This is a genomic window from Streptococcus sp. S784/96/1 (assembly GCF_902729355.1).
Lineage (GTDB): Bacteria > Bacillota > Bacilli > Lactobacillales > Streptococcaceae > Streptococcus > Streptococcus caledonicus.
On the sequence record NZ_CACVCC010000014.1, the window covers coordinates 24901 to 40785 of the forward strand.

11 protein-coding genes and 1 pseudogene are annotated in these 15885 nt (G+C 40.7%); 3 read left to right on the forward strand and 9 right to left on the reverse strand.

What is annotated here, in order from left to right; genetic code table 11:
* Positions 1-105 precede the first annotated feature (105 nt).
* A complete protein-coding gene (gene radA, locus GZ996_RS06310; protein WP_162011609.1) occupies positions 106-1467 on the reverse strand; it encodes a DNA repair protein RadA in 1362 nt (453 codons plus the stop codon).
* 2 nt (positions 1468-1469) lie between these two features.
* Positions 1470-1913 carry a dUTP diphosphatase gene (locus tag GZ996_RS06315; RefSeq protein ID WP_161979455.1) on the reverse strand — a complete coding sequence of 148 codons (444 nt, stop codon included), beginning with the start codon at positions 1911-1913 and terminating at the stop codon, positions 1470-1472.
* A 302-nt stretch (positions 1914-2215) separates the two neighbouring features.
* Between GZ996_RS06315 and GZ996_RS12100 the strand changes: the two are divergent.
* Positions 2216-3442, forward strand: a pseudogene (locus GZ996_RS12100) (IS110 family transposase).
* Between the two features lie 173 nt (positions 3443-3615).
* Here the strand turns inward: GZ996_RS12100 and GZ996_RS06325 are convergent.
* From GZ996_RS06325 to GZ996_RS06345, 5 genes are read right to left on the reverse strand one after another with little or no spacing between them, the layout of a single operon-like run.
* Entirely contained in the window at positions 3616-4287 is a 672-nt protein-coding gene (locus GZ996_RS06325) for an ABC transporter ATP-binding protein (protein ID WP_156806238.1), read from the reverse strand.
* Positions 4287-5366 carry an ABC transporter permease gene (locus tag GZ996_RS06330; protein WP_162011610.1) on the reverse strand — a complete coding sequence of 360 codons (1080 nt, stop codon included), beginning with the start codon at positions 5364-5366 and terminating at the stop codon, positions 4287-4289. The genes GZ996_RS06325 and GZ996_RS06330 overlap by 1 nt, the downstream gene beginning before the upstream one ends.
* A gap of 14 nt (positions 5367-5380) precedes the next feature.
* A complete protein-coding gene (locus tag GZ996_RS06335; protein ID WP_162011611.1) occupies positions 5381-7165 on the reverse strand; it encodes an ABC transporter ATP-binding protein in 1785 nt (594 codons plus the stop codon).
* A complete protein-coding gene (locus tag GZ996_RS06340) occupies positions 7166-8875 on the reverse strand; it encodes an ABC transporter ATP-binding protein (protein WP_162011612.1) in 1710 nt (569 codons plus the stop codon).
* A 56-nt stretch (positions 8876-8931) separates the two neighbouring features.
* Positions 8932-9375 carry a MarR family winged helix-turn-helix transcriptional regulator gene (locus GZ996_RS06345; RefSeq protein ID WP_162011613.1) on the reverse strand — a complete coding sequence of 148 codons (444 nt, stop codon included), beginning with the start codon at positions 9373-9375 and terminating at the stop codon, positions 8932-8934.
* 263 nt (positions 9376-9638) lie between these two features.
* On the opposite strand from GZ996_RS06345, the gene GZ996_RS06350 reads away from it, so the two are divergent.
* Positions 9639-10652, forward strand: a complete 1014-nt coding sequence (locus GZ996_RS06350; protein WP_162011614.1) for an NAD(P)H-dependent glycerol-3-phosphate dehydrogenase — start codon at positions 9639-9641, stop codon at positions 10650-10652.
* 30 nt (positions 10653-10682) lie between these two features.
* Positions 10683-11585, forward strand: coding sequence for a UTP--glucose-1-phosphate uridylyltransferase GalU (galU, locus tag GZ996_RS06355; protein WP_162011615.1), 903 nt, complete (start codon positions 10683-10685; stop codon positions 11583-11585).
* Between the two features lie 103 nt (positions 11586-11688).
* Here the strand turns inward: galU and GZ996_RS06360 are convergent, their stop codons facing one another.
* Positions 11689-13584, reverse strand: coding sequence for a M13-type metalloendopeptidase (locus tag GZ996_RS06360; RefSeq protein ID WP_162011616.1), 1896 nt, complete (start codon positions 13582-13584; stop codon positions 11689-11691).
* Positions 13585-14455: 871 nt separating this feature from the next.
* Entirely contained in the window at positions 14456-15868 is a 1413-nt protein-coding gene (gene sufB, locus GZ996_RS06365) for a Fe-S cluster assembly protein SufB (protein WP_156806246.1), read from the reverse strand.
* Positions 15869-15885: the final 17 nt, after the last annotated feature.

The window sequence follows — 15885 nt, forward strand, 5'->3', positions numbered from 1 at the left end:
AATTGAGTGTGGTAATTCCTGTTAGAAATTGATTGTTTTTTTATTCTAGTGTACAGGTAAATCCACGAGATATCAACTGGGGGTCTTTACATATTGTCTATAACATTATCCAAACACTTTTTTCAAGACTTCACCTACCGTCATCACACCGATAACCTCAATACCATTGGGGACTTGAATGCCTTGAAGAGAATTTTTAGGAGCATAGATTTTGGTGAAACCTAATTTTGCAGCTTCGTTGATGCGTTGCTCGATACGCGTGACACGGCGGATTTCCCCTGTCAAACCAATCTCACCGATGAAAGCCTCTTGAGGATTGGTTGGTTTTTCTTTGTAGCTAGAGGCAATGGCTACCGCTACCGCAAGGTCAATAGCTGGTTCATCCAGTTTTACTCCACCAGCAGACTTGAGGTAGGCATCTTGGTTTTGTAATAACAGCCCTGCTCTTTTTTCCAAAACAGCCATAATGAGACTGACACGGTTAAAATCCAAACCCGTTGTCGTCCGCTTAGCATTACCAAAAACGGTGGGTGTTACTAAAGCCTGAACCTCTGCTAGGATTGGACGAGTCCCCTCCATCGTCACGACAATCGCAGATCCTGTTGCGCCATCCAAACGTTCTTCTAGGAAAACTTGGCTAGGATTTAACACTTCGACAAGCCCACCAGATTGCATTTCAAAAATACCGATTTCATTGGTTGAGCCAAAACGATTTTTTACTGCTCTTAGGATACGAAAAGTATGGTGACGTTCCCCTTCAAAATAAAGAACCGTATCCACCATATGCTCAAGCATACGAGGTCCCGCAAGAGTTCCTTCCTTGGTGACATGCCCCACAATAAAAGTGGCAATGTTATTGGTCTTAGCCAACTGCATAAGTTCTGCAGTTACCTCACGAACCTGTGATACAGAACCTTGCACACTTGTCACCTCTGGGCTCATAATGGTCTGAATAGAATCAATAATCAGAAAATCAGGCTGAATCTTTTCAATCTCAGCTCGGATGCTCTGCATATTGGTCTCTGCATAGAGATAAAATTCATTATCGATATCCCCTAAGCGTTCACTTCGCAGCTTAATCTGCTCTGCTGATTCTTCCCCAGAAACGTATAGAACCGTCCCTTTGTTAGCTAGCTGAGTTGAAACCTGCAAGAGCAAGGTCGATTTTCCGATACCCGGGTCACCACCAATAAGGACAAGGCTTCCAGGAACGACACCGCCCCCAAGGACACGGTTAAATTCATCCATATCAGTCTTGGTACGAGCATAGTTGATGGAGCTGACATCTTTTAGCTTTGTCGGTTTGGTTTTTTCACCAGTCAAGCTGATGCGGGCATTTTTAACCTCAGCGACTTCTACTTCTTCGACAAAGGAGGTCCAAGCGGAACAATTTGGGCAGCGCCCTAAATATTTAGGAGAATGGTAGCCACACTCCTGACAGATAAAATTTGATTTTTTCTTAGCCATACTTACTTCCCAGTACTTCCAAAGCCACCAGTACGCTCTCCCGTCGCGTCATCACCATCTGCTATCAGAAATGGAGCAAAGACCCCTTGAACAATGCGTTCACCTACTTCAACAACCACCGTCTCATCAGTAATGTTTTTCATCTGAGCAAAAATATGCCCCTCATTGGCCTCATTGCCATAATAATCCCCATCAATAACACCTACTGAGTTAATCAAGACAAGCCCTTTTTTACGAGGATTCGACGAACGGTCATAGAGGTACAGCACCTCTGTTGACTGCATGTAGGCCTTGACCCCTGTCGGCACAAGGACAATCTCTCCCGGTGCAATTTCTGTACGAACAGATGCTTTCAAATCATAGCCAGCCGCATGAGCTGTCTCACGCTTTGGCAACAAATCTTGGTTAGTTTCTGTTGAAATCAATTCAAATCCACGGATTTTCATATTTATAATTCATTCCTTTCGTTTCACTCAAGGCACAACACTGAATGAAAAGGTATTGTGCTCTTTATTTTAGTTTATAATTAAAGTGAGTAGGCCTATCACAACTACAAATCACGGGGAGGTGAATAAGTGAGTGGTCTAGCCATTACCTCGAATATTTATAGGTGTAGCTCTTCCTATCAAGCACAACTAACTGTGACTATGAGCACGTAAATTTATAATTGGATAAGCAACTCGTTTGTGAAAGGGGAGAGCAGTCAAGGGATAGGCGCTTCTCAAATTTTGGCGAAGGGAGACCCCTCATGTTAAAAATTGGTTATCCCAATTGTTATGGCATTGATGTGCATAAAACCTTTATCGTAGCGGTTATTGCCATCACCGACAATCATGGAATCACTAGCTACCACCGTAAGCGTTTCTCAACCTTTACAAATGGCCTCATGCAGCTAAGAGATTGGTTGGAATACTATTCCTGCTTTGATGTCTGTATGGGATCTAACGGTAAATACTGGATTCCTGTCTTCAATATTCTTGAAGAGTCTTGTAACATCTGCTTGGCTCACCCCAAGTATGTGAAAGCTATTCCAGGAAAGAAGACCGACGAGAAAGATGCACAATGGATTGCTGACCTTTTCAAGCACGATCTCGTTGCTTCCAGCTTCATCCCACCGCTTAAAATCAGACAACTGCGTGACCTCTTTCGCTATCGTATGAAGCTCACTCAGCTTCAAGTCAGCGAGAAGAACCGTTATCAAAACTGCCTGACCTGGTCAAACCTCCAAATCGCAAGTGTTGTTTCCTATGTCTTCGGAAAAAGTGCTCAGAAGATTATTCAGAGTATCCTTGATCATCCTGAGAAAAAACCAAACATTGAACAGCTGGTTCACAAGAGAATGAAGGATAAAGTGATGGCCTTAGAGATCGCTGTTGAAGGTGATGTGACACCTGAACAAGCTGAAAAAATTAGAGTGATCAAAGCCCATTAGACGCTTTAACTATTTGTAAAGAAGATTTAGAACAAATGATCCGAGAAGTGGGACAAGAATACCAAGAACAAGTCAAGTTAATACAAACCGTCCCTAGTTTCAAAGACGACCTCTCTGCCCTCAGAATCATTTCTGAAATCGGTGCAGATATGACGGTCTTTGATACCGCTGGAAACTCTGTTCTTGGGCGGGACTTGTCCCTGCTAACGATGAAAGTGCTGGCAAAAAATACTCAACCCGAATTTCCAAAGGGGGTAGGTACCTCAAACCATTTCTCGTCCAAATCGCTAACGCTGTTGTCAAGTCAGAGAAGCATTCTGAGTTGCGACATAAATACCTGAAACTCAAGAAACGTCGTGGACATCGAAAGGCGATTATCGCTATCTGTCGCAGACTACTCGTACTATCTACCAAGTTCTCCTCAAACAAGAAACTTATAATCCTGTTTTACAAGGCTTAACCGAAATCAGAAATCCAGATAAAACCATGTCTATACAAGACGCTGTTCGTTTTGCACAACAACACGGATTCAATGTTGTTTAAGATTAAAAATCAGGTATCAAGACCTCTTTTCAGTGTGATCAAAATTAGGGTAAACAAGAAACTAACTAACGTTTATTTTTTTCAAACTTTCTCTTTTCTCTTGTTAATGCCTTTCTATTATAAAATATTCGTCTTTGAAAAGCAAAAACGCCACTTATGTGACGTTTTTCTTATTATTCTAGTACCAATTTACCATCTTTTAAACGATAAATCTTATCTACCACATCAAGAATACGTTCATCATGGGTAACGAGGATAGCTGCGGTTTGTTTGGCCTTGACTTCTTTTCTGAGAAGCTCTGCAATTTGACGACCACGCGCTTCATCCAGACTAGCTGTTGGTTCATCCGCTAGGATAAGTGATGGATTACCCACAAAGGCTCTTGCAATTGCCGCCCTCTGTTTTTGACCACCAGACATATCTTTGGGATAGCTATTGGCACAATCTGGAATTCCCAGTTCTGTCAGTAAGGCTAATAAATCCGCCTGACTAACAGATGATTTTGTCATCTTGGCAACCATCTTAAGTTGATCAATAATAGTCAAATATGGCAGGAGATGATGGTTTTGGAAAATAAAACCAAGGTAATCACGACGGCGTTTAGTCCACTCTTTGGCATTTTTAACTGTTACTAGATCGCCATCTAAATGAAGCTCACCGCCATCTGCCGACAAGAGACATCCGATAATAGAAAGCAAGGTGCTTTTCCCAGAACCAGAAGGACCTAGAATCGCAATAATTTCTCCCTTATCTAACTCCAAATTAACATCGTCTAAGATAATACGCTTTTCCTTGCCATCTTGGTAAGCTTTAGTAATATTTTTTAAAACAAGTGGTTTGGTCATTAGGCTTCACCTCCATTGATAATATCAATTGGATCAATCTTAGCAATACGACTGACTGATAAAAGACTCGCTACTACTGTGACAGTAATAAAGGTTACTGACAAGATTCCCATATCTGATAAATTGAGATAAAATGGCATTTTTACCGGTAAAACACTAGCCAAACCAAGCGTTAGCGCATCTCCAATAAGGACACCGACCAAAGCTAGGATAAAAACTTGGAATAACTGTTGAGCTGCTAAACTTCCCATCCCCATACCGAGTGCTTTAAGGACACCGAATTGCTGACGCTTATCAAGACTGATGATGTAGAAGAATACTGCCAAAACAGCTGCTGATGCTACCACCAAGACCCACGTAATCATCCTAAGTGTTCCTTGCTCTGCCGCATAGCCTGGAATTTTTTCAATTAAATCTGCTTTTGACCAGACCTCAACCTTATCCAAGTCTAAATCAGCTACTGCTTCATCACTTGTCACAAAAGCCTGGGAACTCCAAGTAAATTTAGAATTATCAACAGTCATCAAATTTTCATAAGTTTTTCGGCTAATGTAACCAATTCCTGTATGACCGTACATGGCTCCCTTCGTAAAACCAACAACTGTCAACTCTGTTTTGCCATTCTTATCCAGCACAACGTCTCCAATTTTCACATCATCAGCTTGGAAACGTTGGTCCAAAATAATTTCATTCTCCTTAGCAACAGCATTGCCGTCACTTATTTCAGGAGCAAAATCACTGTTATCTTCAAGGATAAAATAAGTAACGTCCACCTTCTCATCATCTGTTGTTACTTGGCTACGCTGAATAGCCAATTCTTCCATTCCTTTGAAACTTTCACCTTTGATAGCTGTTACCGTTTCCTCTGAAAGATGAGAAAAGGGAATAATCCCTTCTGCCTCTTCACTCAAGATGAAATGACTTGCTGACATGTTTTCAATTCCTGCACTGACAAAACGACGAAGACCATTAGTCAAACCTGAGAGAAACATGACCATGAAAATCATAAGCATAACCAGACTTTCGCCCAAGAGGTATTTCTTTTTAAAAAAGAGTAATTCTTTAAAAGTATAAGACATCTCGACACACTTTCTTATTCAAATACAAATTGATTGTGATAGAGTTCTGAATAAAATCCTTTTTGTTTGAGCAATTCATGGTGGTTTCCTTGTTCAAGCACCTTGCCATCTTTTAAGACAATAATTTCATCCGCATTCAAGATAGTTTTCAAACGGTGAGCAATCACAAAGCTTGTACGCCCTGCAATGATCGCTTCCATAGCTTTTTGAATTTTCGCTTCTGTCACCGTATCAACGTTTGAGGTCGCCTCGTCTAAAATTAACACTTGCGGATCCGTCAACAAGGTACGCGCAATTGAAATCAATTGTTTCTGACCTGTTGAGAAGATATTTTCATCATCGGTCACATAGGTCTCATAACCTTCTGGTAAGCTCATGATAAAGTCATGAATGTGGGTCGCACGCGCTGCTGTTTCTACCATTTCTTGCGAAATCTCGTCATTGCCAAAACGAATATTATCCGCAATCGTGCCAGAAAAGAGCACCGATTCCTGCAAGACAATACCAACTTTTTCACGAAGGCTATCTAAATCATATTCACGAATATCACGACCATCAAAAGCAATAGAACCACCATTCACATCATAGAAACGGTTAATCAAGTTCATAATGGTCGTCTTCCCAGAACCAGTCGGCCCTACAACGGCAATCATTTTACCTTTTGGTGCCGAGATAGTGACGTCACTCAACACTTTTTGACCTGGTAAGTAACCAAAGTCAATGTTCTTGATTTCCACCCCTTCTTTTAATTCAGTAAATAGCGGAGCATTTTCTGGACGGACTTCCTCTGGCTCATCAAACATTTCCTGAATGCGATGTGCACCTGTGAAGGCAAGCTGAAGCTCAGCCCAGCTAGAAGCAATCTGCATCATCGGTTGGTAATATTGCTGTGAGTATTGCACAAAGGTTACAACAAGACCAAGTGCTACCGCTGTATCCATGGAGCTATCGTTTAAAACAATATTAGATCCCGCAAAAATGACAATAGCGGTATTGACAAGGCTCATTCCGTTCATAAATGGGAACATAATTCCACCAAAAAGACGTCCCTTGAAGGTTGTACGACGCACTTCTTCGTTGAGTTCCACAAAACCAGCGATGATTTCTTCTTGGACACCTTGAACAATAATCGCTTTCTGACCAGAAATCTTCTCGTCCATGTAGGCATTGAGTTTTGACACCGCAGCTTGTTGCAAGTTGGTGTATTTACGAGCTAAACGAATAATGATAACCAAAGCTAGTAAAGCAACCGGCGTTGACGCAATCGTGACAAGCGCTAGTCTGGTATCTTGACGGAACATCATCCACACCATCCCAATGTAGAGCGCACCATTTGAGAGAATTTGAACCATTGATTGGTTAAAGGCATTTTGGATATTATCTAGGTCACTAGTAAAGCGAGATAGGATATCCCCGTCCTTGTGGCGGTCAAAGAAAGCAATGGTCAATCGCTCTAATTTTCCAAAAAGCCCTTTGCGCATGCGGTTGGTCGAATGCGCCACAATACGAGTCAACAATAAACTATAAATAAGGTTAGCAACCACCGTCGCAACATAGGCCATAAACAGTTTAAGCATGACTCCATTAAAATCAGCCATATCCGCTTCAAAACCTTTTTGCCCCATTTGCGTTGCCGCAAAGTATTGCTGACCAATTTTCCCTAGCTCAGCAATCGCATCCCCCATCAAGACAGGCGTTTTTACTTGTAAATAGGTTGCTAAGATAATCGCAGCAAAAATAACCACAAAGGATAATTTGTACCGTTTAAAATAAAACCAGAAAAATCGTGCTGTTTTCATTTATTCCTCCTCTTTTCCTTTTTGCGTTTCATAAATTTCACGGTAAACGTCATTGTTAGCAACCAGTTCCGCATGGGTCCCTTCCCCAATCAAACGGCCTTCATCCAATACTAAAATCTTGTCTGCTTTAACGACGGATGAAATTTTCTGCGCAATAATAACCGTGGTTGTTCCTTTTAAGTCATGGTTCAGAGCATCTTGGACTAATTTTTCAGACTTGGCATCAAGAGCTGAGGTTGAATCATCAAGAACCAACACTTTAGGATTTCCAATCACCCCACGTGCAATAGACATTCGTTGTTTTTGCCCACCAGAGAAGTTATTCCCACGTTCTTCCACTTGACTTTCATAAGCTTCATCTAAACGGTCAATAAATTCCTTGGCTTGTGCAATACCTGCTGCTCGTTCTATCTGATCAAGGTTTGCCCCAGCAGCTCCCTGACGCAAATTATCCGCAATAGTTCCAGAGAACAGAATGGCTTTTTGAAGCACAATGGATACGGTCTGACGAAGTGTTTTTTGATTCACTTCTTTCAAGTCACGTCCGCCAATTGAAACTGTACCTTCTTGAGGATCAAACAAACGCGGAATCAGCTGTGCTAAAGTTGATTTACCAGCACCTGTTGCACCGACTACACCGACCATCTGACCAGATTTTATTTCAAATGAGATGTTTTTCAATGTTGGCTCAGCATCATGTGGGTAGGTAAAGCTAACATTATCAAACACAATGCTCCCAACCAAGTCCTCATTAGGATTGTCCACAAAAGTCATGGCAGGCTCTGTTTCAAGGATTTCATTAATCCGCTTAATAGAAATTGCAGCGCGGGCTGCATTCATTCCCATGAAACTTACCATAATAATGGAGAACATAATTTGCATTAGGTAGCTCATGAAAGAAGTGAAGCTACCGACCACCTCAAGATTATCTTTAACCATACCCGATACTAGGTAAAGAGAGGCAAAAATAGCCATAAATGACACAAACATCATAATGGGTTGCAGAATTGAAAAACCGTAACCGATGAATAAGTTTAAGTTCAGCAAATCATTTGAGGTTTCTTTAAACTTAACATATTGATTTTTTTCTTGAACAAACGATTTTACCACACGGATACCTCGAAGGTTTTCCTTGGCAATCCCATTCATTTTGTCCATAAAGACTTGGAATTTTCCAAAACGAGGCCCCATATGTTTCATCACAACCGCCATAATGCTAGCAATGACGATAACCATGACAATAATCATCCACCATAGTTCCGGCAAGGTTCTCACCGCCATGATAAAGGCACCGATGAACAATAACGGCACACGCAAAAGCACCGTAAAACTCATCATCACTAAGTTTTGGATTTGTGTAACGTCATTGGTCATACGAACAACTAAATTACCGGCATTAAACTCTTCAATATTGGCATATGAAAAGCTTTGAATTTTTCGGAAGGTCTTCTCACGAATATCAGCAGAAACACCTTGAGCAATTTTCGAAGCCACAATCGTATTGAGCATACCGGCAATTAGACCGATACCTGCTATGACTAAGAGCCATTTCCCAACACGAAAAATTTCATCTTGGTCATTCATCAAGACAGCCGTCAACACCTCTTTTAGGTAACTTGGCTGTAAAAGTGTTGTCATAACGACTGTTGCTACTAATAAAATCGATGCTAGAGCATACCATTTGTAGCGTAAAAGTGCTTCTTTTACCATTTAATCTCTCCTATTTGCAATTTTTATTAAGTAATTATTTTTTCTATAAGTTAGTTTTATTTTTGGCTTTTATAATTCTCAATATTAGCCTTTAATTGTTCTGCCCATTGTAAAACATTTTTAAAATCTTCTTTTTCAATATTTTGAAATAAAAAGCTGTGCAATTCCTGATGAAACTCCTCTAAATGCTCCACCTTATCTCTGCCAAGCTCCGTCAAGACAACCTGTTTATAGCGCTTATCTGATTTGGAGGGAATAATGTCAATAAATCCATTTTTTCCCATTCTCTTAACCAAATTACTGGCAACCGATTTTGAAATTTTCAATTCTTTTTCGATGTCTTTAACAAATATTTCTTGTTGATCACGACGGTACAAATACATCAAGGCCCATCCTTGTGGACCCGCCAAATGTTCTATCCCCTTTTCCTTCGCAATGTCTTCACAAACCTGTTCCAGTTGATTAAGGACATTACGAATATCAGAAATAAAGTGTCCCATAATTACAATACCCTATCCGACCCTTTGTAAAGTCAGACATGCTCTTATATGCTCCTTTCTTTTAAGATATAATTCTCATGAGAACTATTATAGTTCCCATAGAAACCATTGTCAAGAAAAAGCTCTGCCATTTTCAGAAAACAACCGATAAAATACCACTAAAATAATGCTAAATACTGCTGAAAGCCTTTGCTTTAAAAAAGCGAAAATAACAATCTTATGGTATAATGAGAATTGATATTATGACTAGTAAAGGAAAAACTATGGAAAAGCAGAAAATTGCTGTTTTAGGGCCTGGTTCATGGGGAACTGCTCTGGCACAAGTGCTCAACGATAACGGTCATGAGGTGCGCCTCTGGGGAAATATTCCCGAGCAAATTGATGAAATTAACATCAAGCACACGAATACGCATTACTTCAAGGACATTGTCTTAGATGAAGGTATCAAGGGCTATAAAAACCTCTCAGAAGCTATTGACGGTGTTGATGGTATCCTCTTTGTAGTCCCAACCAAAGTGACACGTTTAGTGGCCAAACAAGTTGCAGACCTCTTAAAACACAATGTTGTAATTATGCACGCTTCAAAAGGCCTTGAGCCCGGCACTCACGAACGCTTATCAACTATTTTAGAAGAAGAGATTCCAGCAGAATACCGTTCAGATATCGTTGTTGTTTCAGGACCGAGTCATGCCGAAGAAACGATTGTTCGTGATATCACCTTAATTACAGCTGCCTCTAAAGACCTCTTGGCTGCCAAATATGTTCAAACTCTTTTTAGCAATGATTATTTCCGCCTTTATACCAATACAGATGTCATCGGAGTTGAAACAGCTGGCGCTTTAAAAAATATTATCGCTGTTGGAGCAGGTGTTCTACATGGACTTGGTTACGGTGATAACGCAAAAGCCGCGGTCATCACACGTGGTTTAGCTGAAATTACACGCTTAGGCGTTAAAATGGGCGCTGATCCACTCACCTATAGTGGTTTATCTGGAGTAGGTGACCTTATTGTCACTGGTACTTCTGTTCACTCTCGCAACTGGAGAGCTGGTAACGCTCTTGGACAAGGGGAGAAATTAGAAGACATCGAACGTAACATGGGCATGGTTATTGAAGGGATTTCTACGACGAAAGTTGCCTATGAAATTGCTCAAGAATTAGGTGTCTACATGCCGATCACAACAGCTATTTATAAAACCATCTACGAGGGAGCCGACATCAAAGAAGCCGTCCTTGGTATGATGAAAAATGAATTCAAATCAGAAAATGAATTCTAAAATAATAATTTCTATAAATACGGAGGACTTATGAAAAAAGTTAGAAAAGCCGTCATTCCTGCCGCAGGTTTAGGTACTCGTTTTTTACCAGCTACAAAAGCTCTTGCCAAAGAAATGCTTCCTATCGTTGATAAACCAACAATTCAGTTTATCGTTGAAGAAGCCTTAAAATCTGGTATTGAAGAAATCTTAGTGGTTACAGGTCGTGCCAAACGTTCAATCGAAGACCACTTTGACTCAAATTTTGAATTGGAATACAACCTTCAACAAAAAGATAAAAAAGATTTGCTGAAGTTAGTTGATGAAACCACTGATATTACACTTCATTTTATCCGTCAAAGTCACCCACGTGGTCTCGGTGATGCTGTTTTACAAGCCAAAGCTTTTGTCGGAAATGAACCTTTTGTAGTGATGCTTGGTGATGACCTTATGGATATCACCAACGATAAAGCCCTACCACTTACCAAGCAATTAATAAATGATTTCGATGCAACACACGCCTCAACCATTGCTGTTATGCCTGTTCCGCACGGAGACGTTTCTTCCTATGGTGTGATTGCACCACAAGGAGAAGGCGTTAGTGGACTCTATAGCGTTGATACCTTTGTTGAAAAACCTGCTCCTGAAGAAGCACCGAGTGATTTAGCCATCATCGGCCGCTATCTTTTAACTCCTGAAATTTTTGATATTTTAGAAAATCAAAAACCTGGAGCTGGAGGAGAAATTCAATTAACAGATGCTATTGATACTTTGAATAAAACGCAACGTGTTTTTGCCCGTGAATTCAAAGGAAGTCGCTATGATGTCGGAGATAAATTCGGATTCATGAAAACATCAATTGACTACGCTCTCCAACACCCACAAGTCAAAGATGATTTGAAAGACTACATTATCGAACTCGGTAAAAAACTTGACGGTAAATCAGAAAAATAAATCCAAAAAGCACCTAGAGCAAATCCCTGGGTGCTTTTACATGTTGTCATATCTTTATTCCTTGGGTTAAATTTCTCACACTTTGAACAATAATTCGTACTGATTACCAAATAATCACACGGTCACTTGGCTCGCGCCACATCCCGTCTCCATCTTTAACATCAAAGGTGTCGTGGAAATCGTCAAAGTTTGGCAATTGCACATTGGTCCGTAATTTTCCTGGCGCGTGAACATCTACCGAAATCAAGAGTTTCATATATTCTTCACGGGCTTTCATCCGCCAAATTGTTGCAAAATTTGTGAAGTAGTCTTCTGCTGAGAAGTCATCTTCCTTCTTAGCCGCTTCAAGAGCAGCTGCTAAACCACCTAAGTCTGCAACATTTTCTGATACCGTCAACTTACCGTTGACCTTACCACCTGCAAAATCAATGCCATCGAATTGAGCAACGACTTTGTCTGTACGCTCTTGGAAAGCAGCATAATCATCTTCTGTCCACCAGTTATTCAAACTACCATGCTCATCAAACGATGCGCCATTGGTATCAAAAGCATGCGAAATTTCATGGGCAATAACCGCACCGATACCGCCGTAGTTGGCTGATGATGATTGGTCTAAACTATAAAATGGCGCTTGTAGAATCGCGGCTGGGAAGACGATTTGGTTTTGTTGCGGGTCATAATAAGCATTGACCATGTGGGCAGGCATGTGCCATTCGCTACGGTCAACTGATTTATTCCACTTGCTCCAGCTATGAGCGATAGAAATTTTAGCCAAAGCCTGTGCATTTTCAACCAATGACAAGTTCTCATCAATAACTTTTTTAGCATAAGTCTCTGGCAATTTTTCTGGGTAACCAATATGCGGTGTAATCACATTCAGCTTGGTGATTGCTTTATCACGTGTTTCAGGTTTGAGCCAATTATTTTGTGCCAAACGGTCCTTGTAAACCGCAATCATATTAGCTACTTTTTGTTCCACATCAGCTTTGGCTTCTGGAGAGAATTTTTCACCCGCATACCACAAGCCAAGCGCTTGATTGAATGGTCCTTGCGCCAAGTAGTAAGCAGCTTTTTTCTTAGCCATTGCTTGAGGGGTTCCTGAGAGAGCACGGTTATAAGCCCCTGACAAGACACGAATATCTTCTGTCAAATAAGGCGTATAAGCTGACACTGCACCATTTAAAAGTACAGCCTTTAACAGATGCCAGTTCTTTTCTGAATAGTATTCTGCTGCAAACTCTGTCCAAAATCTCTCTTCAGGAACAATGACTTTATCAGGCAACTGGCCAAGAATGTCTGTGAAAATCTTATCAAGTGGCAATTCTGGTACTAATGCTGTAAAGTCAGCCCATTCGTATGGATGGTAAAGCTTAGCATACTCTGAACTTTCTTCGCTTGAGAGAACGTATTGTGCCACTTTAGCATCTAACGCGATAAACTTATCAAGCATGTCTTTGATTTCTTCTGTTGAAAAACCAAATTGATCCAATAGCTCTTCTTCACATTTACGCCAAGTAGCAAGCAATTCTTCTCCATTTTTTTCCGGCTCGGTATAGTAACTAGTATCTGGCAAGATAGTTGGTGGAGCAGATGCCCATAAAACATTAGTTCGGGCATCCATAAAGTCTGGTGATACACCAAACCATAAAATATTAGGTTTTCCAGCCACTTCCAGCTCTGCCATTTTTTCAGCAAAAGAAGCAAAACTATCAAAGTTTTGATACTCTTCAATCAACGGTTTTACAGGCTCAATGCCTAAGCGTTCACGCGTTTCAAAATCAGCTACTTGCTTATGGAATTTCACAAAATTTTGAAGAACAGCATCTTCTGGTAAATTCTCACCTGCCAACCACTGGTCGGTGGTTTCAAGCATTAAGTCCTCAATCTCATCAGCAAGGTCTGAAAAGCCGCCTGTTTGTGGTTTATCATCCGGAATAACAGCATTTTTTTCCCACTCGCCATTTACAGCGTCAAAAAAATCATCTTGTAAACGTACCATCTAGGTCTCCTTCTCTAATTTCTAAAGTGCTTACATTATAGCAAAAAAATCCCAAGAAATCATTACAAAAATCATCATTAGTTAGATATAAAAATTTAGCATTATTCCATTAAAATAAAAGCATCACAAAATCATTGAAAGAGATAGAAACCGGTATTTCAAAAACATCTTTTTTAGGCTACATTGTCCGGTACATCAGTCAATCAAAATTCGCCACTGCGCTAGACATTGTCTAAAAATAGAAATCTGAATGATTATCTAGCTTTAACCGTAAAAGGGGATATCAATGACTCTACTTAACTATGGTTTTCTGAAATTTTTACTAATGAAGATTGGCAATTTGAAAAGGAATAGAGTGGGACAGAAGTCATGATGTCGAAGTCTTGACTTCCCTTCGCTCTCTGATTTCTAAGCTCAGGATGAAACTGTCCACTGGATACTTTCACTCCCACCTCCGCACAGCTCCGAAGGCCTGGGAGAGCTTTGGAGGTTGGAAATAAGATGAACGATGTTCATCACATTCGTATAGGATGGCCGCTAACGATTGTGTGGTACTCAAATAATACAGTGGACTATTTGAGGTGGGCCCTTAAAAATGAAGAAGTATCCAATTGTAGACTTCTAATCCACCAACTGCGTCTATCTGTTATTACTATCAAAAAAAGAAGGTTGAGATATTTTTTATACGAAAACTTCCAAAAGCCCTCACTAAGAGTATAGCACTTAGCGAGGGCTTTGCCTATTGGTTTTCATTGTTTTGTGGGTGCGGGCTCCGCCATCGTGCTGGTTTGTCCCAACCTCTTTATTTCCCACTTCAGTAGGTGATGGCATTGTATTGAGTAGCTTCATAGCTACTCAATTACTAATGCCATCAGCCTACTGAACCCTCCATTTCATACGCTATGAGTCTGTTCAATTCAACGGCGTATTCCATTGGTAGTTCCTTGGTGAATGGTTCAACAAATCCCATGACGATCATTTCTGTTGCCTCGCTTTCTGAAAGGCCACGACTCATGAGATAGTAGAGTTGTTCTTCTGAAATTTTTGAGACTTTGGCTTCGTGTTCTAAAGCGACTTGGGAATTGTGAATTTCATTGAATGGGATGGTATCTGATTTTGATAAATCGTCCATCAAAATGGTATCACATTCGATGTGGCTGACTGATTTTGCTGAGTCTTTTCCAAAAGTTACCTGTCCACGATAGTTTACCGCCCCGCCACCTTTGGCAATGGATTTAGAAACAATTGACGATGAGGTATGCGGTGCATTGTGAATCATTTTCGCTCCTGTATCTTGGTTTTGACCAGTATTCGCAAAAGCGATTGTCAACATGGTACCACGCGCTCCTGGACCATCCAAATATACCGCTGGATATTTCATGGTTGTTTTAGCACCAAGGTTCCCATCAATCCATTCTACCGTCGCATCTTTAAGAGCACGCGCACGTTTTGTCACCAAATTGTACACATTGTCTGACCAGTTTTGGATAGTCGTGTAACGGCAATACGCGCCATCAAGGGCAAAGATTTCAACAACTGCAGCGTGCAAACTGTTGGTTGAGTAAGTAGGCGCTGTACAACCTTCAACGTAGTGAACACTTGCTCCTTCATCAACGATAATAATGGTACGCTCAAACTGTCCTGTATTTTCGTTATTTATACGGAAGTAGGTTTGTAGTGGCACATCTACCTTGACACCTTTTGGCACATAGATGAAGGTTCCGCCTGACCAAACTGCTGAGTTTAGCGCAGCTAATTTATTATCCGTAGGAGGAACCAATTTTGCAAAGTATTGTTTGAAAAGCTCTGGATATTCTTTCAAGGCTGAATCTGTATCCGTAAAGATAATCCCCAGCTTCTCAAATTCTTCTTTCATATTGTGGTAAACCACTTCTGATTCATACTGGGCAGATGCCCCAGCTAGATAAGCACGCTCTGCCTCTGGAATGCCAATACGTTCAAAAGTTTCCTTAATTTTCTCAGGGACATCATCCCATGAACGTGCTGGCTTATCAGATGGTTTTTGGTAATAAATAATATCATCAAAATCAATCTCAGAAAGGTCTGCTCCCCACTCCTGCATCGGCATCTTGTTAAAAGCCTCGAGGGATTTGAGACGAAATTCTAACATCCATTCTGGTTCATTTTTAGCTGCTGACAACTGACGGACAACAGCTTCACTAAGCCCCTTACCTGTCGAATAAATCGGCTCCACATCGTCGTGAAAACCAAATTGGTACTCCCCAAGGTCAATCGGCTTTGGTTCTACAATTTCTTCTGACATAGTTCTTCTTTCTAAAT